Consider the following 19,902-nt stretch of genomic DNA (forward strand, 5'->3'; position numbering starts at 1 on the left):
GTTTCGTTTCCAGCGTGAAGGGGCGCTTCAGCGCCGGAAACCGGCGCGGGCCGACCGAAACTAGCGGATATTTGCACGAAACCAAACCGCCCCCGTCGTTACGATAAGGAGCAGAATCAAGGCGTCGGCAAAGGAGCCCGGAAGATGCGCATCGGCGTGCCCAAGGAGATCAAGGTGCAGGAATATCGCGTCGGGCTCACCCCGGGCGCCGTCCGTGAATATGTTGCAGTCGGGCACCAGGTGATGGTCGAGACCGGCGCCGGCGGCGGCATCGGCGCGTCCGATGAGGTGTATCGGCGGGCAGGGGCCGCCATTGCCGAGAGCGCCCGCGACATCTTTGCCAAGTCCGACATGATCGTGAAGGTGAAGGAGCCGCAGAAGAGCGAATGGGCCCAGCTCCGAGAAGGCCAGATTCTATTTACCTATCTTCATCTTGCGCCGGATCCGGAGCAGGCCAAGGGCCTGCTTGCCTCCGGCTGCACCGCGATCGCCTATGAAACCGTCACGGACGCGAACGGTCACCTCCCGCTGCTCGCGCCGATGAGCGAAGTCGCCGGGCGCCTCGCCATCGAGGCCGCCGGCGCCGCGCTCAGGCGGTCGGCCGGCGGCCGCGGCCTGCTGCTCGGCGGGGTGCCGGGCGTGCAGCCGGCGCGGGTCGTCGTGCTCGGCGGCGGCGTGGTGGGCACGCAGGCGGCACGCATGGCCGCAGGGCTCGGCGCGGAAGTGACGGTGATCGATCGCTCGATTCCTCGTCTGCGCCAGCTCGACGATCTCTTTGTCGGACGCGTGCGCACCCGCTTTTCGACGATCGAGGCGGTCGAGGAGGAGGTGTTCGCCGCCGACGTCGTGATCGGCGCGGTGCTGGTGCCGGGCGCAAGCGCGCCGAAGCTGGTCACGCGCGCGATGCTGAAATCGATGCGGCCCGGCGCCGTGCTGGTGGACGTCGCGATCGACCAGGGCGGCTGCTTCGAGACCTCGCATCCGACCACGCATACCGATCCGACCTATGAGGTGGATGGCGTCGTGCATTATTGCGTCGCCAATATGCCGGGCGCGGTGCCGGTGACGTCCAGCCAGGCGCTGAACAACGCGACTCTGCCGTTCGGTCTGATGCTGGCGAACAAAGGCTTTGCCGCGGTGCTGGAGAACCCGCATCTGCGCAACGGGCTGAACGTGCACCGCGGCCGGATTACCAACAAGGCGGTGGCGGATAGTCTGGGATTGGAGTTCGCTCCTGTCGGAAGTGGGCTTGCAGCGTAGTTTTCTTCCCTTCTCCCCTTGTGGGAGAAGGTGGCGCGAAGCGCCGGATGAGGGGTTCTGTCCGCTCGCAACACTCATTCGCGGGGATAGAACCCCTCACCCGGCTTCGCTTTGCGAAGCCACCCTCTCCCACAAGGGGAGAGGGTGCACTACCGCTGCGGCACGAGCAATTCCTACGCCTTCGTCAGCCTGTACTGCCCCAGATCGGGATCGTGAGTCATCCGCCAGTAGTCGACGAAGCGCCAGGGCATCGCCGAGAACACGCGGCCGCTTGAGTTGCGGTAGTAGGTGCTCATGCCTGGATGGGTCCAGATCATCGCCTCGTGCTCGGCATCGACCTTGCGGACGTAGTCGTCGAGCACATCCTGGCGGACGTCGATGGCGGCGACGTCGTGCTCGATCATGTCGGCAAGGCACGCTGAGATGTAGCGGCTCTGGCATTCCGACTGGAAGATGACGCTGCCGCCATGGGCCGGGCCGGAGTTCGGGCCGAGCATGCAGAAGAAGTTCGGAAAGCCCGGCACGGTGAGACCAAGATGCGCGGTCGGATTGTCGTTGCTCCAAGCCTCGCGCAAGTCCTTGCCGTCGCGGCCGCTGATGTTCAGCCGGGCCGCCATTTCCGTCACCTTGAAGCCGGTCGCGACCACGATGATATCGGCGGTACGGTGCTTGCCGTCGGCGGTAACGATGCCATCCTGATCGAAATGATCGATCGTCTCGGTGACGAGCTCGACATTGTCCCGCCTCAAGGTCTTGAACCAGTTGTTGTCGAGCAGGATGCGCTTGCCGTAGGGCGGATAGGTCGGCACGCATTTTTCGATCAGGTCGGGCCGGTCCTTCAACTCGGACAGGATGAAATCGGTCAGTTCCTGGCGATGCCGGTCATTGCCCTTGTTGACGGCGCGCTCCGGATGCGGCCACGTCGGGTCCTTGCGCAGGAAGGGCAAGAGACCATCGCCGTAGCGCCAGAACATGTTGAAGCGATACCACTGGACGTAGAACGGCAGATGGGCGAGCAGCCAGCGCGCGCCGTCACTGATCGGATCGGCATAACCCTTCACCGGCCGCGCCCATTGCGCGCTGCGTTGATAGACCGTGACCGAGGCAACGCGGCCGGCGATCGACGGCACCAACTGCATCGAGGTCGCCCCGGTGCCGATCACCGCGACTTGCTTGCCGTCGAGCTTGATGTCGTCGGACCACAGCGCCGAATGCAGGATCGTTCCCTTGAAGTCCTCCTCGCCTTTGAAGCGGGCGCGGGAGGGATCGTTGAGCTGGCCGATGGCCGAGACCAGCGCGGTGGATTCGAAGGTCTCCTCGCCGCTCTCGGTCTTGAGCGTGGAGATCCAGCGTCGCTTGCCTTCGTCCCAGCGCGACGAGGTCAGTTCGGTGTTAACGCGAAGATGCTTGCGAATGCCTTGCTCGTCGGCGACCTTCTGGAGATAGCCGAGCAGCTCCTCGCGCTGGCAGAAATAGCGGGTCCATGCGTTACCTGAGCCGAACGAATAGGAATAGGAATGGTTCGGCGTGTCGACGCCGCAGCCGGGATAGCGGTTGATCCACCAGGTCCCGCCCAGCTCGGCGTTCTTCTCGACGATGGTGTAGGGGATGCCGAGATGGCCGAGCGCGACGCCGAGCGCGATGGCGCAGACGCCGGCGCCGACGATCAGCACATGCTGGTCGGCGAGCTTTTCGTCGGAAGGACGCTTGGTCCAGCGCGCCTGGCGCGGCACAAAACCCATCTCCTCGCGCATCAGCGGGGCATATTCCGGCGCGACATTCTCGCCGAGGCAGGCGCGCATCATCTTCAGCAGCAGCTCTTCGCCGGGGTCGGCAATGATAGGCTTCGGTGTACCATTGGCGAAGAGCTTGACCACCGCGGCGCGGATCTCATCCTGGATGTCCCGGGGCACACCGGCCTCGGGATCGGGGATGAGGCGGATATCGCGCTTGGGCAGATACGGTGGCGCGAGCCATTTCTCGTCGCCGGTCATGTGCACCAGCACCATCAGGAGACAGCGGATGTCGCCTTCTGCGATGGTCGAGGCAAGGTCGAGCGGTCTGTGCGGAGATTCGATGTTCATGGCGTGTCCTGGTCTCCGGACGAATTGAAGAGGCCGCGCGTCATCAGCTTGCGATAGGCGGAGATGACGTGCTTGGGCACGGCGGTGACGCCGCCGGCTGAGTACGAGTAGCGACGGCTGAGATAGCCGCGCGCGCCCATCAGCATGTGGACAATGGCTTCGAATTCCTCGTCGCTGTAATCCTCGATGGCACCGGCAAGGCGCGCACGGCGGAGAATGCGGACATAGGCGAACGAGATGTTGTCGAGATGCTTCTGATAGCCGATGGGTGCGAAGAACTCAGCTTCGTTGAGGATACGCAAAAATTCCGGCACCTCGCGGATGAAGTCGAAGAAAGCGGCGAAGCGCTCGATCTCCTGCCGCGCCGCCTGCGCGGTGCCGGTGCGGGCGCGGATGAACTCGACCATGTCGAGGCCGATCTTCGGCAGCAGCTGGTCGAGCAGCTCCTGGCGGTTCTCGAAATGATTGTAGAAGGTGCCTTGCGCCACGCCGGCCTGTTCCGTGATGCGGGCGACGGAGGCCTCCGCATAGCCATGCTTGCCGACGACCTTGGTGGCGGCCTCGAAGATCTTCTGCTTGGTCCAGGCGTTGCGCTCGACGCGGTTGAGCTTTGTGACCTTCGCGGCGGCTGGGCCTTGATTCATGCCACGGTCTCCAGTTCGGCGCGCAGCACGCGCTTGAGAATTTTTCCGGATGGGTTACGCGGGAGGCTGTCGCGGAGGATCAGCTCTTTCGGCACCTTGAAGCTTGCGAGGCGCGTCCGGCAGTGCTCGGTGAGAGCAGGGAGCTCCAGCGCGGCGCCTTCCGCCAAGACGACGATGGCGACCGGCCGTTCGCCCCAGCGTGCGTCGCGCAGGCCAATTACTGCGACTTCGCGCACCTCGGGCAATTCATAAATGACGCGCTCGACCTCGGAGGAAGCGATGTTCTCGCCGCCGGAGATGATCATGTCCTTCTTGCGGTCGGTCAGGTACAGAAAGCCATCCTCGTCGAGATAGCCGACGTCGCCGCTGCGGAACCAGTCGCCGAAGAAGGCCGATGCCGTCTTCTGCGGGTCGTTCCAGTAGCCGCGCGTGATCTTCGGTCCGCGCAGGCAGATCTCGCCGTTGACGTTGGGCGGCAACGGCTTGCCGTCCTCGTCGCGGATCTCGATCTCGACATGGGCGATGGCGCGCCCGGTCGAGCCGATCTTCTCGATCTCGCGGCCGGCCTCCATGAAGGTGTCGCCGCCGACGGTTTCGGTGAGGCCATAGGCATCGATATAGCGCGCGTTTCGGAAAAATTCGGAGAAGGCGCGGATGCGCATCTCCGGCGTCTTCTCGCCGCCGCCGATCGCCCATCGCAGGCTGGAGACGTCGTAACGGTCGCGCGTCGGGCAGGTCAGCATCGCGGTGGTCATCACAGGCGCGAACCATGCCGCGTTGAGCTTGTCTTCTGCGATGGCGCTGAGCGCCGTCTCCGGCTCGAAATTGCGCTCGATGCGGATGAAGCCGCCATGCCAGAGCACGGCGATGCCGGGCAGGTCGAGCGCGCCGACGTGATAGAGCGGACCGACCACGAGCAGCCGCGTGTCGGCACTGATGCCGAGCGCGATCGTTTGATCCGCGGACTTCCAATAGAAATTATCGTAAGTGAGCATCACGCCCTTGGGGCGATCCGTCGTGCCCGAGGTGTACATCAGCCGCATCAGGTCGGATGGCGCGCGGACATGCATCGGCGCGGGCGGCGTGTCGCCCGCGAGATGCGTGACGCTCTGCTGCGCAGTCTCATCGAGCACGACAATGCTTGCGCCCGCTGCGTTCGCGGCCAATTCGTCATCGACGATCAGAAGCCGCGCGCCGGCATTGCCGGCGATGTAGCCGACTTCGTCGCGGGAGAGGCGGAAGTTGATCGGCAGGAACACCGCGCCGAGATGGCTGGCCGCGAAGACGAGCTCCAGGAACGCCGTGCTGTTCTTCATCAGCACCGCGACGACGTCGCCGGCGCCGATGCCTTGCGCGGCGAGCCAGCCTGCCGCGGTTCGGACCCGCGCATCGAACGCCGCGTAGGAAATCTCCTCGCCGCGATATTTCAGCGCGGGCCGGTCCGGCGTGCGGCGGGCATGAAAGGCGATGAAGCTCGAAAGATTGATCATTTTGCGTGTTTTGGGCCGTTTGTCGGCCTCACTTCCTCCCTGGGATGAATTCTGACTCGTAATTCATCTTCAGCTTGACGTCACCCCCCACCCTCTGAAATCCTTGGAAACACGGAGACGAGACGATCTCCGGCAGGGATCAGGAAACGCCGACCCGAAAGAGGGAGGGAAAAATGACGAGAACCCGCACGCCGGGCATCAGCCGCCGTTCAACATTGGCGCTGATGGGCGCCGGTGCGATGACGTTCGCCGCGCCGTGGGTGGCGCGTGCGCAAGCCAAGACCATCAAGATCGGCATGCCGACAATTCTGTCGGGCCGCGTCGCGCAGCTCGGTACGTCCTCGCGCAATGCGGTGATGCTCGAAGTCGAGAAGGTCAACGCCGCCGGCGGTCTCGCCGGCCGGCAGATCGAGATGGTGATCCGCGACTCCAAGGGTCAGCCGCAGGAAGCCGCCCGCGTCGCGCGCGAGCTCGTCAACACCGACGGCTGCGAGCTGATGATCGACGCCGAAGCCTCCTCCGGCGCCTTCGCGGTGCACGAGGTCGCGCGCGATCTCGGCGTGTTCTGCATCCACACCAATTCGGAGACCTCGGCGTTGACCGCGGATCCCAAGCAGCGCATCCCCAACGCGTTCCGTACCGCGCGGCAGGGCGTGCACGATTCCATCGTCGGCGGCAGCTATGCCGCCGCGATCGCCAAGGCGAAGGGCTTGAAGAAATGGGCGACCTGCTCGCCCGACTATGCCTATGGCCGCGACACCACTGGCGAGTTCACGCTGTACCTGAAGCGGTTTGCGCCCGACGTCGAAATCATCAGCGAGTCCTGGCCAAAGCTGTTCCAGCCCGACTACACCGAAGTGGTCACCAAAATCTTGCAGGCCAAACCGCAGGCACTGTATTCCTGCCTGTGGGGCGGCGATCTCACCTCCTACATCGACCAGGCCAACATCTACGCGATGTTCGGCCAGATGGAGGTGTTCGCGGTCAACATGGCCGACTACACCGCTCTCACCGTGGTGAAGAACCTGCCCAAGGGGATCCACTCCGGCAACCGCTACATCAAGTCCTTCCCGGCGACGCCGGAGAATGCCGCCTGGGGCGATGCCTACAAGGCGAAGTACAATGAATATCCGACCAACTGGTCGTGGGAGAACGCCACCGCAATCATGCTGATGGCGGAAGCCGCCAAGAAGGCAAACTCGGCCGACGGCAAGAAGATCGCGGAGGTGCTGAAGGGCCTCACCATCAAGTGTCCGTTCGGCGCCGACGGCACTGTAACCATGCGCGGCGACGACCACACGCTGGTCGGCTACGCCATCGGATGGGGCACCACGATCCCGCAGGAGCCCTATGTTCCCGAGATCAAGGCCGGCGACTGGAAGACCATCTTCGAGCTCGAGGCCGAGTGGAAGAAGAGCAAGGGCTATACCTGATCGCGCGCATGGCGGAGGCGGGCGACCGTCTCCGCCGGCTTCGTCTGGCTTCTCGCGCCGTGTCGGGCGCGCTGCAATGAAAGTGCTCCCGTGGATCTCGACGCGCTTGCCGGCTGCCTCTCCAGCTCCGCCTGTCTGGTGACGCAGACCACCAGCGGCCTCATCATCGGCATGCTTCTGTTCCTGGTTGCGGTTGGGCTAACGCTGATTTTTGGTGTGCTCAAGGTGGTCAATTTCAGCCACGGCGCCTTCTACATGTTCGGCGCCTATTTCGCGATGACGGCCTATCAGCTCACGGGAAGTTTCGCGCTCGCGATGCTGGCGGGCGCGGCCGGCACCGCCATTCTCGGCCTGATCTTCGAGCGCGTCTTCATGAGCCGCGTCTATGGCGCGGACGTGCTGATGCAGCTGCTCGTCTGCTACGCCTTCGTGCTGATCTTCGACGACGTCGTGCGCATCATTTGGGGGCCCGAATTCAGGTCGATGGGCATGCCGGCGGCGTTCCAGGTGATGCCGCTGTTCATCGCCGGCGGCGTGGTGCCGCCTTATTATCTGCTGCTGATCGGCGTCGCGCTGATCGCGGCGATCGTGCTCGGCATCGGATTGACGCGCAGCCGCATCGGCAAAGTGATCCGCGCCGCCGCACACAATCCCGGCATGGTCTCCGCGCTCGGCATCAACACCGGCCTGATCTATGGCGGCGTGTTCGCGCTCGGCGGCATGCTGGCGGGCCTCGCCGGCGCGCTCGCGGCACCCGTGCGCTCGCTGACGCCCGGCATGGGATTCTCGGTGCTGATCGAGTCCTTCATCGTCACCGTGATCGGCGGCATGGGCTCGATCCTGGGCGCGCTGATCGGCGCGCTGCTGCTCGGTCTCATCAGATCGTTCGGCTCGCTCGGCTTTCCCCTGTTCACGGAAGGCCTGATGTACCTCTTCATGGTGATCGTGCTGGTCTCAAAACCCACCGGCTTGTTCGGCAAGGAGGCGGCATGACCGAGCTGGAGGCCGGGCGCGCCGAGCGGTTGGCGCCGGTGCGCAATGGTATGGCGCTGCAACGCTATCGCGACGTCTTGATCGCGCTGATCGCCTTCGCGGTGCTGGCGAGCCTGCCCCTGTTCACGGGCAGCAAGGCGCTGCTCGATTTCGTCATCCGCTGCTCGGCTTACGGCCTGTTCGCGACCTCACTCAACCTGCTGGTCGGCTACACCGGCCTGACCTCGTTTGGGCACGGCATGTTCTTCGGCCTTGGCGCCTACAGCTTCGGCCTGATCATGCAGAAGCTCGGCGTGCCCATTCCGGTCGCCTTCGTCGCGACGCTGGCGATCACGGCGCTCATCGCGGCCGTCATCGGTGCGATCTGCGTGCGGCTGAAGGAGATCTATTTCGCCTTCGTCACGCTCGCCTTCCAGATGCTGATCCACTCGACGATCCTCTCCTGGGCCTCTTTCACCGGCGGCGACCAGGGCCTGCGTGGCGGCATTCCGCGGCCCGCGTTCTTCGGCATCGATCTCTCTAACCACGTCCATCTCTATGTCACGAGCTGCGCGCTTCTGATCCTCGGCCTGCTCGCGATGCGGCAGATCGCGCAATCGCCGTTCGGCTTTACCTTGCGCATGATCCGCGACAATGCGGCGCGCGCGAGCTTCCTCGGCATCGATGTCTGGCGCGCCAAGCTCACCGTGTTCGTTTTGGCGGCGCTGTTCGCGTCGATCGGCGGCATGGTGATGGCACTGTTCGTATCGGGCGCTTATCCGGAGTTCGCCTATTGGACGATCTCGGGCGAGGGCATTTTCATCAACATGCTCGGCGGCGTCTCGACCTTCCTCGGCCCGATGGTCGGCACCGTGCTGCTGCTCTTGCTCAACGACACCGTGACGCGGTTCACCGAGTATCACGGCATCGTACTCGGCGTGGTCATCCTGTTCTTCGCGCTGGGTCTGCGCAAAGGCCTGCTCGATTTCGTCGCCGAATGGTTTTCGCGCCGTCGCGATGCAGGCGAGGGACGCTAGCGATGCTGGAGATCCGCAACCTCGCAAAGTCCTTTGGCGGCGTGAAGGCGACCAACGACGTCTCGCTCGATTTCCCCGACGGCTCGCTGACCGCGGTGATCGGCCCGAACGGCGCGGGCAAGAGCACCTTCTTCAACCTGATCACCGGCGCCTTGAGGCCTGATTCCGGAGAGGTGCTGCTCGACGGCGTCGATCTCGCCGGCCGCTCGCCACCGGAAATCGTCCGCCACGGCATCGGCCGCGCCTTCCAGGTCGCCAGCATCTTCAAGTCGCTGACGGTGCAAGAAACCATGTTGGCCGCCGTCAGCGCGGATCAGCGCACGTCCGCGGTACTGCACAAGCGCTTTCCGTTGCCGGAGACGCGGGACCGCGCCGAGCACGTGATGGAGCTGCTGGGCCTCGCCGGCAAACGCCATCGTACCGCCGCGACGCTGTCGCACGGTGATCAGAAGCTGCTCGACATCGCACTGGCATTGGTGCTCGAACCGAAGGTGCTGCTGCTGGACGAACCTACCGCCGGCATGGGGCCGGAGGAGCGCTGGCGCATGATCGACAAGGTGCGCGAGCTCTGGGAGACTCAGAAGATCACCGTCGTCTTCATCGAGCACGACATGGACATCGTGTTCAAGATCGCGCCTAAGATTATCGTGCTTTGCTATGGCCGCATCCTGGCGACGGGCACGCCCGACGAGATCCGCAACAACAGTGCCGTGATCGAGGCTTATCTTGGCACCGAACATGCGGGAGCGGCGGCATGAGCGCTCCCGTCATCGACGTCGCGGATCTCGATGTCTACTACGGCACCAGCCAGATCCTGTTCGGCGTCGGCCTCTCGGTGCGTCAAGGCGAGACCATGGCGCTGCTTGGCCGCAATGGAGCCGGCAAATCCACGACCATGAAGGCGATCATGGGCCTGGCGCCGCCGCGGCGGGGCAGGGTGAGCCTGCGCGGGGCGGTGATCTCCGGCCTGAAGCCGCATACCATTGCCCGCGCCGGTCTCGGTTTCGTCCCGGAGGATCGCCAGATCTTCCCGGAGCATACGGTCGAGGACAATCTCGTCATCGGGAAGAAGAAGGGACCGGAAGGCCAGGACGAATGGCCGATCAAGCGCATCTATGATGTCTTCCCGCTTCTCGAGCCGCTGCGCCACCGTATCGCCGGGCGCCTCTCTGGCGGCGAGCAGCAGATGCTGGCGATCGCACGCACGCTGATGGGCAATCCCGCGCTGTTGCTGCTGGACGAGCCGAGCGAAGGACTCGCCCCAATCATCGTGCAGCGGATCGGCGAGCTGTTGCGGCAGCTCCGCCAACTCGGATCGACCGTGCTGATCGCCGAGCAGAACATGCATTTCTGCCTGGGCCTTGCGAGCCATGCCACGGTCATCGACAAGGGCCAGATCGTCTATGCCGCCGGTATAGACGAGCTGAAGGCCAACGAGGCGATCCGCCGGCGTTATCTGGCCCTGTAGCCCGGCGCCGGTGTCCGAATAGGCCGGAAGAAGAAAACCATTGTCCCGGGAGTATCCGCCGGAAGGACCTTCCCCTCCGGAGGACAAAAACGCCAATCGCTTCCATTGCCGTTTGGGCCCGAAACGACGACATTCCCATCAGAATTTGATGGATTGGCTAAGGTCATGGAACGCACTGGATTTGAGCCCTTCGGCGAGCAGCTGGTGTCCGCAACGGAGGTCCAGCCGAAATCGCGCGCGTCGAAGCTCCTGCTGCGGGCCGGCACCACGCTGTTCTGGTCGCTGGTCGCGGGCATCGTGCTCGCCCGTGCGGCCTTCTTCGAGCCGGGCATCTATGACGGCTTCAGCCGGATGGCGTCGCTCGCCAAGAACCTGATCTTCTAAGGCTTGCCTGAGCGGTTTATTCCGGCCTGAGGAGAGAACTTCCCTCGGCCCTGATATGCCGAAAACTTATTCCCCAATCGGACGCCGCTGCGTATAAATCCTTCTCCTCTGGGAGAGATTTGTGTCGCAGAATCAAGCATCCAGCCCGGCCGATTCCAAGCCGACTGCCATTAGCCGCGTCGTCGCGCTGATTCCCGGAATTCTCCTTTGTGTCGCCGTCGCCGGTGTCTCGGCCCTGCTGGAGCGGGCCGAATTGGGCGTTTTCGAGCATCCCTATGTCGAGGCGCTGGTGATGGCGATTCTGCTCGGCATGGTGCTCCGCAGTTTCTGGAAACCGGCGCCACGCTGGCAGGCCGGGATCGCCTTCAGCGCCAAGCAGCTCCTCGAAGTCGCCGTCATGCTGCTGGGAGCCTCGATCAGCTTCGCCGCCATCGCAGCCTCGGGGATCGCGCTGCTGGCATCGATCGCCGCCGTTGTCGTGATCGCGCTCTGCGTCTCCTTCGGCCTCAGCCGCATGCTGGGCCTGTCGACGCGGCTGTCGATCCTGATCGCCTGCGGCAACTCGATCTGCGGCAATTCCGCAATCGCTGCTGTGGCCCCGATCATCGGCGCCAACAACGACGAGATCGCATCCTCGATCTCCTTCACCGCGATCCTCGGCGTGATGATGGTGCTCGGCCTGCCGCTCTTGATCCCGCTGCTGCAATTGTCCGCCACGCAATACGGCATCCTTGCAGGCCTCACCGTCTATGCGGTGCCGCAGGTGCTGGCTGCGACGGTCCCGGCGGGTCTCGTCTCGACGCAGATCGGCACGCTCGTGAAATTGATGCGCGTCTTGATGCTCGGGCCGGTCGTCGTCGGCCTGTCGCTCGCCGCCTCGCGCTGGCAGAGTGACGCCAAGAAGACCAATGTCGGCTTCTTCCGCCTGGTGCCGTGGTTCATCCTCGGCTTCCTCGCGCTCGCGACCCTGCGGTCCCTGGAGATCGTGCCGGCCACGGTGGTGGGCCCGGTGACGAAGATCACCGGCTTTCTCACGGTGGTGTCGATGGCCGCGCTCGGCCTCGGCGTCGACGTGCGTGTGCTCGCCAATGTCGGAGGCCGGGTGACGGCCGCGGTCACGCTGTCACTGATGCTACTGCTCGGCATCAGCATCGCGCTGGTGCACTGGTTTAAGTGAGGGGCGGGGCTCTCGGCCCTGCTCTGGACTTCCCCTCCCAGACGTTTATTGGTCTTCGCCAATGCGATCGGCCGTTGCGAGAGCGGCCGATCCGAAAAGAACGAGGACGCCAGCCATGACCACATTGACGGTGAAGGACCTTCTCCCCGAGGACGGAACGCGGGGAACGCTGGCCGGCCGCGTCTGGCTGCCGCAGGTGAATGGTCCCGCCGTGGTCGCCGTGCGGGGCGACGGCGTGTTCGACGTCACCGCAAAATTTCCGACCATCAGCGCACTCTGCGAAGAGGACAATCCGGCCAAGGCACTTGCCGCGACCAAGGGCGAGCGCATCGGCGATCTCGAGGCGATCGTCGCCAACACGGTACCCGATGGGCGCGACCCGAAAAAGCCATGGCTGCTCGCGCCCGTCGATCTCCAGACGCTGAAGGCTGCCGGCGTCACCTTTGCCATCTCCATGCTGGAGCGCGTGATCGAGGAACGGGCCAAGGGCAATCCGGCCTCAGCCGAGGCGATCCGCAAAGAAGTGACGCGGCTGATCGGCGACGATCTCTCGAAGCTCAAGCCCGGCTCGGACCAGGCGATGCATCTGAAGCAGGTGCTGATCGACCAGAACGCCTGGAGCCAGTATCTCGAGGTCGGCATCGGTCCGGATGCCGAGGTCTTCACCAAGGCGCCGACCTTGTCTTCGGTCGGCACCGGCATGGATGCCGGGCTGCATCCGAAATCGACCTGGAACAATCCCGAGCCCGAACTGGTGCTGTTCGTCTCCAGCCGCGGCAAGATCGTTGGTGGCGCGCTCGGCAATGACGTGAATTTGCGCGACTTCGAAGGACGTTCGGCACTCCTGCTGTCGAAGGCGAAGGACAACAACGCCTCGTGTGCGATCGGCCCGCTGCTGCGCCTGTTCGACGACAGCTTTACGCTCGACGATGCGCGCAAGCTGGACATCAGCTTGAACGTGAAGGGCACGGACGGTTTCGTTCTCGACGGGCATTCCTCGATCAGCAAGATCAGCCGCGATCCGACCGATCTCGTTGCGCAGACCATCGGCAAGATCCATCAATATCCTGACGGCTTCGTGCTGTTCCTCGGCACCATGTTCGCGCCGGTCAAGGATCGCGACGCGCCCGGGCAGGGTTTTACGCACAAGCGCGACGACATCGTCACGATCGCAGCGCCGGAGCTCGGCAAGCTCGTCAACCGCATGCGCACCAGCGACGAGTGCGAGCCCTGGACCTTCGGCATCGGCGCGCTCATGAAGAACCTGGCGCAGCGCAAGGTGATTTAGTTCGCTCCAGCTCGCCAATCGAAGTTGCGGAAGGTCGTCATGCCCGGGCTTGTCCCGGGCATCCACTTTCTCCGTGCCGTGCGACAAGGCGTGGATGGCCGGGACAAGCCCGGCCATGACGGATGTGGTCCCACCCAGCCGCACAAATTTCTTTCATCTCCGCGTTGCATCGGCGGAACAAAATCGCGCTGAGCGTGTCTTAAAACCGCCCGCCGCCGCCTGCGTGCGTTTTCATCCAATAGTCAAATAATATGACTAGTCGGAACCTATCTTCCGTGAAATAGTGGCTCCTGCCGCCTCAAAGGGTCGGCCTGCGGGTGCCATGCTACCGATCGGCGCCCGAGATAACACAAGATGATTTCTTGGGAGACACGCCTGATGACCCTCAAAGCCCTCTTTGCGGCCAGTGCCACGGCCGCGTTGCTGCTCGCGCTGCCCGCCAATGCCGGCCAGCTCACCATCGGCTTTTCGCAGATCGGATCGGAATCCGGCTGGCGCGCGGCCGAGACCTCGGTCTCCAAGCAGGAAGCTGCCAAGCGAAAGGTCAATCTCAAGATTGCCGACGCGCAGCAGAAGCAGGAGAACCAGATCAAGGCGATCCGTTCCTTCATCGCCCAGAACGTCGATGCGATCTTCCTCGCGCCCGTCGTCTCGACTGGCTGGGACTCGGTGCTGAAGGAGGCCAAGGAGGCCAAGATCCCGGTCGTGCTGCTCGACCGTGACATCGATCCCTCCGGCAAGGAGCTCTATCTCACCGCCGTCACCTCCGACAGCGTGCATGAAGGCGAGGTCGCCGGCGACTGGCTCGCCAAGACCGTCGGAGCGAAAGCCTGCAACATCGTCGAGCTGCAAGGCACGGTCGGCGCCAGCGTCGCCACCAACCGCAAGAAGGGGTTTGACACCGCGATTGCCAAGCATGCGAACCTGAAGGTGGTGCGCAGCCAGACCGGCGACTTCACCCGCGCCAAGGGCAAGGAAGTGATGGAAAGCTTCATCAAGGCCGAAGGCGGCGGCAAGTCGATCTGCGCGGTCTACGCGCATAACGACGACATGATGGTCGGCGCGATCCAGGCGATGAAGGAGGCCGGTCTCAAGCCCGGCAAGGACGTGCTCACCGTCTCGATCGACGCGGTTCCTGATATCTTCAAGGCGATGGTCGCCGGCGAAGCCAATGCGACGGTCGAGCTGACGCCGAATATGGCAGGCCCCGCGCTCGATGTCGTCGCGGCCTTCAAGGACAAGGGCACGGTTCCGCCGAAGTGGATCCAGACCGAGTCCAAGCTCTATACCGCCGCCGACGATCCGCAGAAGATCTACGACAGCAAGAAGGGCCTCGGTTACTGAGGCGGGCTTCGCCGGACCGCGCTTTGCGGTCCGGCACCCTCTTCGAAGCCGCTGCGCGAAGGAATAGGCTGGGTGTCCGCAATGTCGGCGGGTGCCGGCGGGAGTGACGTCGCCATGGAGAACAGCCCCGATCCTGCTCCGCCTCTGCTGGAGGTGCGCGGCATCAGCAAAAGCTTCGGCGCTGTGCGCGCGTTGCAGGAGGTCGACTTCACGCTGCGCGCCGGCGAGATCCATGCGTTGCTCGGCGAGAACGGTGCCGGCAAGTCCACGCTGATCAAGGTGATCACGGGCGTGTTTCCGCGCGATGCCGGCATCGTCAGGCTCGGTGGCGACGATATCGCGCCGCGCTCGGCCAAGGCGGCGGTGGCAGCGGGCATCGCCACCGTCTACCAGGAGGTCAACCTCCTGCCGAATCTTTCGGTGGCGCAAAACCTGTTCCTCGACCGCCAGCCGATGCGCTTCGGCATCGTGCGCGAAGGTGAAATGCGCCGCCGCGCCAAAGCGCTGCTGGCGGATTTCGGCCTGAATATCGACGTCGCCGCACCGCTCGGGAGCTATTCCGTCGCCATCCAGCACGTCACCGCGATCGCCCGGGCGGTCGATCTTTCCGCCCGCGTGCTGATCCTGGACGAGCCGACCGCGAGCCTCGACCGCCACGAGGTCGAGATCCTGTTCGGCATCATGCGCCAGCTCGCAACGCGCGGTATCGGCATCGTCTTCGTCAGCCACTTCCTCGATCAGGTCTACGAGATCTCCGACCGCATCACGGTGCTGCGCAACGGCCGCCTGGTCGGCGAGCGCGAGACCGCCTCGCTGCCGCGGCTCGAGCTGATCCGGATGATGCTCGGCCGGGAGTTGGCAGAGACCACCAGTACACGAGCCTCGACAGGCGAGCACCGGGCACGCGAGGTCTGCGCCAGCTTCGAGAATTACGGCAAGGCCGGCTATGTCACGCCGTTCAATCTGGAGCTGCGTCATGGCGAGGTCGTCGGTCTCGCCGGCCTGCTCGGCTCGGGCCGCACCGAGACGGCGCGGCTGGTGTTTGGCGCAGAGCGAGCCGATGGCGGGCAGGCGAGAGTGGAGGGCGCGCCCGTGCGGCTGCAGTCGCCCCGCGACGGCGTGCGCCACGGCTTTGGCTATTGCCCGGAGGAGCGCAAGACCGACGGCATCGTCGCCGAGCTCACCGTGCGTGAGAACATCGTGCTCGCGCTCCAGGCCAAGCGCGGCCTGCATCGCCCGCTGTCGCGCCGCGAGCAGGACGAGATCGCGCGCCGCTACGTCAAGATGCTCGACATTCGTCCTGCCGATCCGGAACGCCCCGTCGGCCTGTTGTCCGGCGGCAATCAGCAGAAAGTGCTGCTGGCGCGCTGGCTCGCGACCTCGCCGCGGCTCCTCGTGCTGGACGAGCCGACCCGCGGCATCGACGTCGGCGCGCATGCCGAGATCATCCGCCTGATCCGCGAGCTCTGCGACGACGGGCTGGCGCTGCTCGTGATCTCCTCCGAGCTCGACGAGATCGTGACCTATTCGGACCGCGTGGTGGTGCTGCGTGACCGCGCCCATGTCGAGGACCTCGCGGGCGAGGCGATCGACGTCGGCAACATTCTCGCAGCCATTGCCGCCGATGCCGCCACCGTCGCGCTTGAGGCCCACACATGACAGCGCTGCTGCCGCGCCGCGGCCTTGCCCAGATCCTGGCGTTGATCGTCATCCTGGCGGTCGACCGTGTGGTGTCGCCGCAATTTTTCGATTTGCGGCTTCAGGACGGCCGGCTGTTCGGCAGCGTGATCGACGTGCTCAATCGCGGCACGCCGGTGGCGCTGCTCTCGCTTGGCATGGTGCTGGTGATCGCAACGCGCGGCATCGATCTGTCGGTTGGCGCGGTCATGGCCATTGCGGGCGCGATCGCGGCGAGCCTTGCCGACAGTCACGGCCTGCCCGTGGTGCTCGCGGCCGCGCTCGGTGCCGGGCTTGTCTGCGGATTGTGGAACGGATTTCTCGTTGCGGTGCTCGGGATGCAGCCGATCGTGGCGACGCTGATCCTCATGGTGGCAGGGCGCGGCATCGCCCAGCTCATCACCGAAGGGCGCATCGTCACCTTCTCGTCGCCGGATCTGGTTTGGCTCGGAAATGGCGCGGTGCTTGGCCTTCCGGTGCCGGTCGCGATTGCCCTTTGCATGCTGATCCTGACCGGCGTCGTGGTCCGCGGTTCCGCGCTCGGGCTGCTGATCGAGGCGACCGGCGGCAATGCGCGGGCGAGCGAGCTTGCCGGCGTCGGCACGCGCGCGATGATCCTGGCGGTCTATGTCTGGTGCGGCGTCTGCGCCGCGCTCGCCGGCGTGATCGCGGCGGCCGACATCATGGGGGCGGATGCCAACAATGCCGGCCTCTGGCTCGAGCTCGATGCGATCCTGGCCGTGGTGATCGGCGGCACCTCGCTGTTTGGCGGCCGCTTCAGCCTCGTGCTCGCCGTGCTCGGCGCACTGATCATCCAGACCATGAACACCGGAATTTTGCTGTCCGGCTATCCTCCGGAATTCAACTTGCTGGTCAAGGCAGTAGTGGTGCTCGCGGTGCTGCTGTTGCAGTCGCCGAAGCTGACCGGTTTTGCTGGCATCGTCGCGCGGCTGCGGAGGACCAAAGCATGAAAGGCCTGCCGCCCGTCCTGATCACGGCCATCGTGCTCGTCGCAGGCTTTGCGCTCTGCGCGGTGCAATTCCCCAACATCGCCTCGACCCGCGTGGTCGGCAATCTCCTCACCGACAACGCCTTCCTCGGCATCGTCGCGACCGGCATGACCTTCGTCATCATCTCCGGCGGCATCGATCTCTCGGTCGGCTCGGTGATCGGATTCACCACCGTCTTCGTCGCGCTCGCGATCGAGCGCTGGGGTATGCCGCCGCTGGTCGCTTTCGTTGCCATCCTCGCGCTCTCGGCGGCCTTCGGCGCGGCGATGGGCGCGGTGATCCATGTCTTCGACCTACCACCGTTCATCGTGACGCTCGCCGGCATGTTCCTTGCGCGCGGCGCGAGCTTCCTGCTGTCCACGGAATCGGTGCCGATCACGGCACCCGTCTATGCGACGGTCTCTGACTTCGCGCTGCGGATGCCCGGCGGCGGGCGATTGACCGCGATAGCGATCATCATGCTCGTGATCGTCATCGGCGGAGCCTTGTTGCTGCAGCTCACCCGGTTCGGCGCCAATGTCTATGCGCTCGGCGGCAGCCGGGCCGCCGCGAGCCTGATGGGCGTTGCTGTCGGCAAGATGACGATAAAGATCTACATGCTGTCGAGCCTGCTCGCAGGCATCGCCGGCATCGTGTTCTCCTTCTACACCAGCGCCGGTTACTCGCTCTCCGCCGTCGGCGTCGAGCTCGACAGCATCGCGGCCGTCGTGATCGGCGGCACGCTGCTCACGGGCGGGCAGGGCTCGGTGATCGGCACCTTCCTCGGCGTGCTGATCCAGGGGCTGATCCAGACCTACATCAATTTCGATGGTACGCTGTCGAGCTGGTGGACCAAGATCGCGACCGGAATCTTGCTGTTTGCCTTCATCGCCCTGCAGCAGGGGTTGGTCGCACTCGCGCGCCGGCCGGTGACGAAGAGCTTGGGAGCTGCGACATGACCTCGCGTATCGTCGTCATCCCGACGCGGCGGGCCCACTCCAACCATGCGGAGGTCGCCCGATCGATCGGCATCGACATCATCGCCGGCCGCTACGCGGAGGGGACGCGGTTGCCGGGCGACGCCGAGATGATCGCAATGTTCGGCGTATCGCGGCCGGTGCTGCGGGAGAGCGTGAAGACCCTGGTCGCCAAAGGTCTGCTCACCACCAAGGCGCGCGTCGGCACCGTCGTGCGCGAACGCGCGGCCTGGAACATGTTCGACGCCGACGTGCTGGCCTGGCACCTGGATGCCGGCATCGACAAGCGTTTCCTCAACGACCTCGCCGAGATTCGCCTCGCGGTCGAGCCGCGCGCGGCGATGCTGGCGGCCGCGCAGCGATCGGAGGAGGACCTCGTCGAGCTTCGCCGCTGTATGGACCGTATGCGTCTTGAAGCCTCCGATTCCGTCGGTTTCGCCGATGCCGATCTCGCGCTTCACGTCGCCGTGGCGCACGCCTCCGGCAATCTGTTCATGCGCTCGATCGGCCACGTCATCGAGGCGGCATTACGCGCCTCGTTCCTGCTCAGCGCACCGGTCGAGCTGGAGGACCGCGACACCGTGCTGCTCTGGCACCAGAAGATCGTCGATGCGATCGCAGGGGGTGATGCCGAGGCCGCTTCGGAGGCGATGGTCTTCGTCATTCACAACGGCATGCATCGCCACGAGGGCGCCGTGATCGAGACCACACCGGCCGAGGCGTTGCCATCGGTGGAATCTGGAGAGAGATCGTGACGCAACTTCGCATCGCCATCGTCGGCTTCGGCAAGATCGCGCGCGACCAGCATGTCGGCGCGATCGCCGCGGTGCCGGGCGCGACGCTGACCGCGGTTGCCAGCCGCAACGCCTCGCTGCCGGGACTGCCGCACTTCGCCACCATCGAGGAGTTGCTGGAGAGGGGGCCGGACGTCGATGCGATCTCGCTCTGCACGCCGCCGCAAGTGAGGCGCGCGCAGGCCGCCGCGGCGCTCAAAGCCGGCAAGCATGTCATGCTGGAGAAGCCGCCGGGCATCGGCGTTGCCGAGCTCGATCCGCTGATCGCGATGGCGGCGGAGGCAAAGCGAACGCTGTTTGCGACCTGGCATTCGCGACATGCGCCGGCGGTCGAACCCGCGCGACAATGGCTCACTGGGCGACGTATCACGTCGGTGCATATCGACTGGAAGGAAGACGTTCGCGTCTGGCATCCAGGGCAGGGATGGATCTGGGAGCCGGGCGGCCTCGGCGTGTTCGATCCCGGCATCAACGCGCTGTCGATCCTGACCAAAATCCTGCGCAAGCCGGTATTCGTCACCGCGGCCGAACTGGCCTTTCCCGCCAATTGCCAGGCGCCGATCGCTGCCAACCTGACACTGACCGATATCGACGGCCTGCCTGTGACCGCCGAGTTCGACTTTCGCCAGACCGGGCCGCAGAGCTGGGATATCCTCGTCGAAACCGATCAGGGCCGAATGACCTTGTCCCGTGGTGGTGCGCGAATGGCGGTCGACGGCAAGGTGCTTGCCGAGGCGCCCGATGAGGAATATCGCGGACTCTACCGGCGCTTCGTCGAGCTCGCGGCGACCGGCGCAAGCGACGTCGATCTGACGCCGCTTCGCCTCGTCGCCGACGCCTTCCTGCTCGGCCGGCGCACCGTCGTCGAACCGTTTGTGGATTAG

The 19,902-nt window shown here is 64.8% G+C and carries 18 protein-coding genes; 15 read left to right on the forward strand and 3 right to left on the reverse strand.

What is annotated here, in order from left to right:
* Positions 1-144 precede the first annotated feature (144 nt).
* Positions 145-1,260, forward strand: a complete 1,116-nt coding sequence (ald, locus tag IVA81_RS37135) for an alanine dehydrogenase (RefSeq protein ID WP_247327435.1) — start codon at positions 145-147, stop codon at positions 1,258-1,260.
* A gap of 173 nt (positions 1,261-1,433) precedes the next feature.
* Here ald and IVA81_RS37140 read toward each other — a convergent pair whose 3' ends face one another.
* The 3 genes from IVA81_RS37140 to IVA81_RS37150 are packed head-to-tail and all read right to left on the reverse strand — an operon-like array spanning position 1,434 to position 5,478.
* Positions 1,434-3,344: an NAD(P)/FAD-dependent oxidoreductase gene (locus tag IVA81_RS37140; protein WP_247327436.1), complete on the reverse strand. Its 1,911-nt coding sequence runs from the start codon at positions 3,342-3,344 to the stop codon at positions 1,434-1,436.
* Positions 3,341-3,988 carry a TetR/AcrR family transcriptional regulator gene (locus IVA81_RS37145; RefSeq protein WP_247327438.1) on the reverse strand — a complete coding sequence of 216 codons (648 nt, stop codon included), beginning with the start codon at positions 3,986-3,988 and terminating at the stop codon, positions 3,341-3,343. The genes IVA81_RS37140 and IVA81_RS37145 overlap by 4 nt, the downstream gene beginning before the upstream one ends.
* Positions 3,985-5,478, reverse strand: a complete 1,494-nt coding sequence (locus tag IVA81_RS37150; RefSeq protein WP_247327440.1) for an AMP-binding protein — start codon at positions 5,476-5,478, stop codon at positions 3,985-3,987. Before IVA81_RS37150 ends, IVA81_RS37145 begins: the two co-directional genes overlap by 4 nt.
* A 173-nt stretch (positions 5,479-5,651) precedes the next feature.
* Between IVA81_RS37150 and IVA81_RS37155 the strand changes: the two genes are divergently transcribed.
* The 14 genes from IVA81_RS37155 to IVA81_RS37220 all read left to right on the forward strand — a co-directional run bounded on the left by IVA81_RS37155 (position 5,652) and on the right by IVA81_RS37220 (position 19,902).
* A complete protein-coding gene (locus tag IVA81_RS37155) occupies positions 5,652-6,911 on the forward strand; it encodes an ABC transporter substrate-binding protein (protein WP_247327444.1) in 1,260 nt (419 codons plus the stop codon).
* 90 nt (positions 6,912-7,001) lie between these two features.
* Positions 7,002-7,904, forward strand: coding sequence for a branched-chain amino acid ABC transporter permease (locus tag IVA81_RS37160; protein ID WP_247327445.1), 903 nt, complete (start codon positions 7,002-7,004; stop codon positions 7,902-7,904).
* Entirely contained in the window at positions 7,901-8,920 is a 1,020-nt protein-coding gene (locus IVA81_RS37165; protein WP_247327446.1) for a branched-chain amino acid ABC transporter permease, read from the forward strand. The genes IVA81_RS37160 and IVA81_RS37165 overlap by 4 nt, the downstream gene beginning before the upstream one ends.
* A gap of 2 nt (positions 8,921-8,922) precedes the next feature.
* A complete protein-coding gene (locus IVA81_RS37170; protein ID WP_247327447.1) occupies positions 8,923-9,678 on the forward strand; it encodes an ABC transporter ATP-binding protein in 756 nt (251 codons plus the stop codon).
* Positions 9,675-10,388 carry an ABC transporter ATP-binding protein gene (locus tag IVA81_RS37175; RefSeq protein ID WP_247327448.1) on the forward strand — a complete coding sequence of 238 codons (714 nt, stop codon included), beginning with the start codon at positions 9,675-9,677 and terminating at the stop codon, positions 10,386-10,388. The genes IVA81_RS37170 and IVA81_RS37175 overlap by 4 nt, the downstream gene beginning before the upstream one ends.
* A gap of 165 nt (positions 10,389-10,553) precedes the next feature.
* Complete coding sequence (locus tag IVA81_RS37180) at positions 10,554-10,772, forward strand: hypothetical protein (protein WP_247327449.1); 219 nt, start codon at positions 10,554-10,556, stop codon at positions 10,770-10,772.
* A 121-nt stretch (positions 10,773-10,893) separates the two neighbouring features.
* The gene (locus tag IVA81_RS37185) at positions 10,894-11,949 is read left to right on the forward strand and encodes a putative sulfate exporter family transporter (protein ID WP_247327450.1); all 1,056 of its coding nucleotides are present in this window, start codon (positions 10,894-10,896) and stop codon (positions 11,947-11,949) included.
* A 115-nt stretch (positions 11,950-12,064) separates the two neighbouring features.
* The gene (locus tag IVA81_RS37190) at positions 12,065-13,237 is read left to right on the forward strand and encodes a fumarylacetoacetate hydrolase family protein (RefSeq protein ID WP_247327451.1); all 1,173 of its coding nucleotides are present in this window, start codon (positions 12,065-12,067) and stop codon (positions 13,235-13,237) included.
* A 378-nt stretch (positions 13,238-13,615) separates the two neighbouring features.
* Entirely contained in the window at positions 13,616-14,581 is a 966-nt protein-coding gene (gene ytfQ / locus IVA81_RS37195; RefSeq protein WP_247327453.1) for a galactofuranose ABC transporter, galactofuranose-binding protein YtfQ, read from the forward strand.
* A 114-nt stretch (positions 14,582-14,695) separates the two neighbouring features.
* Positions 14,696-16,240 carry a sugar ABC transporter ATP-binding protein gene (locus tag IVA81_RS37200; protein WP_247327561.1) on the forward strand — a complete coding sequence of 515 codons (1,545 nt, stop codon included), beginning with the start codon at positions 14,696-14,698 and terminating at the stop codon, positions 16,238-16,240.
* Complete coding sequence (locus tag IVA81_RS37205) at positions 16,237-17,229, forward strand: ABC transporter permease (RefSeq protein WP_247327455.1); 993 nt, start codon at positions 16,237-16,239, stop codon at positions 17,227-17,229. Before IVA81_RS37200 ends, IVA81_RS37205 begins: the two co-directional genes overlap by 4 nt.
* Entirely contained in the window at positions 17,226-18,206 is a 981-nt protein-coding gene (gene yjfF / locus IVA81_RS37210) for a galactofuranose ABC transporter, permease protein YjfF (RefSeq protein ID WP_247327459.1), read from the forward strand. The genes IVA81_RS37205 and yjfF overlap by 4 nt, the downstream gene beginning before the upstream one ends.
* Positions 18,203-18,979 (forward strand): FadR/GntR family transcriptional regulator, encoded by a 777-nt coding sequence (locus IVA81_RS37215; RefSeq protein ID WP_247327463.1) that lies wholly within the window; start codon positions 18,203-18,205, stop codon positions 18,977-18,979. The genes yjfF and IVA81_RS37215 overlap by 4 nt, the downstream gene beginning before the upstream one ends.
* A complete protein-coding gene (locus IVA81_RS37220; protein ID WP_247327465.1) occupies positions 18,976-19,902 on the forward strand; it encodes a Gfo/Idh/MocA family oxidoreductase in 927 nt (308 codons plus the stop codon). Before IVA81_RS37215 ends, IVA81_RS37220 begins: the two co-directional genes overlap by 4 nt.

This window comes from Bradyrhizobium sp. 141 (assembly GCF_023074055.1).
Lineage (GTDB): Bacteria > Pseudomonadota > Alphaproteobacteria > Rhizobiales > Xanthobacteraceae > Bradyrhizobium.

What these genes read in the sequence shown, in the direction of transcription:
- ald (WP_247327435.1), top strand. Translation starts at nt 145, where the DNA reads ATGCGCATCGGCGTGCCCAAGGAGATCAAGGTGCAGGAATATCGCGTC.
- IVA81_RS37140 (WP_247327436.1), bottom strand. Translation starts at nt 3,344, where the DNA reads ATGAACATCGAATCTCCGCACAGACCGCTCGACCTTGCCTCGACCATC.
- IVA81_RS37145 (WP_247327438.1), bottom strand. Translation starts at nt 3,988, where the DNA reads ATGAATCAAGGCCCAGCCGCCGCGAAGGTCACAAAGCTCAACCGCGTC.
- IVA81_RS37150 (WP_247327440.1), bottom strand. Translation starts at nt 5,478, where the DNA reads ATGATCAATCTTTCGAGCTTCATCGCCTTTCATGCCCGCCGCACGCCG.
- IVA81_RS37155 (WP_247327444.1), top strand. Translation starts at nt 5,652, where the DNA reads ATGACGAGAACCCGCACGCCGGGCATCAGCCGCCGTTCAACATTGGCG.
- IVA81_RS37165 (WP_247327446.1), top strand. Translation starts at nt 7,901, where the DNA reads ATGACCGAGCTGGAGGCCGGGCGCGCCGAGCGGTTGGCGCCGGTGCGC.
- IVA81_RS37170 (WP_247327447.1), top strand. Translation starts at nt 8,923, where the DNA reads ATGCTGGAGATCCGCAACCTCGCAAAGTCCTTTGGCGGCGTGAAGGCG.
- IVA81_RS37175 (WP_247327448.1), top strand. Translation starts at nt 9,675, where the DNA reads ATGAGCGCTCCCGTCATCGACGTCGCGGATCTCGATGTCTACTACGGC.
- IVA81_RS37180 (WP_247327449.1), top strand. Translation starts at nt 10,554, where the DNA reads ATGGAACGCACTGGATTTGAGCCCTTCGGCGAGCAGCTGGTGTCCGCA.
- IVA81_RS37190 (WP_247327451.1), top strand. Translation starts at nt 12,065, where the DNA reads ATGACCACATTGACGGTGAAGGACCTTCTCCCCGAGGACGGAACGCGG.
- ytfQ (WP_247327453.1), top strand. Translation starts at nt 13,616, where the DNA reads ATGACCCTCAAAGCCCTCTTTGCGGCCAGTGCCACGGCCGCGTTGCTG.
- IVA81_RS37200 (WP_247327561.1), top strand. Translation starts at nt 14,696, where the DNA reads ATGGAGAACAGCCCCGATCCTGCTCCGCCTCTGCTGGAGGTGCGCGGC.
- IVA81_RS37205 (WP_247327455.1), top strand. Translation starts at nt 16,237, where the DNA reads ATGACAGCGCTGCTGCCGCGCCGCGGCCTTGCCCAGATCCTGGCGTTG.
- yjfF (WP_247327459.1), top strand. Translation starts at nt 17,226, where the DNA reads ATGAAAGGCCTGCCGCCCGTCCTGATCACGGCCATCGTGCTCGTCGCA.
- IVA81_RS37215 (WP_247327463.1), top strand. Translation starts at nt 18,203, where the DNA reads ATGACCTCGCGTATCGTCGTCATCCCGACGCGGCGGGCCCACTCCAAC.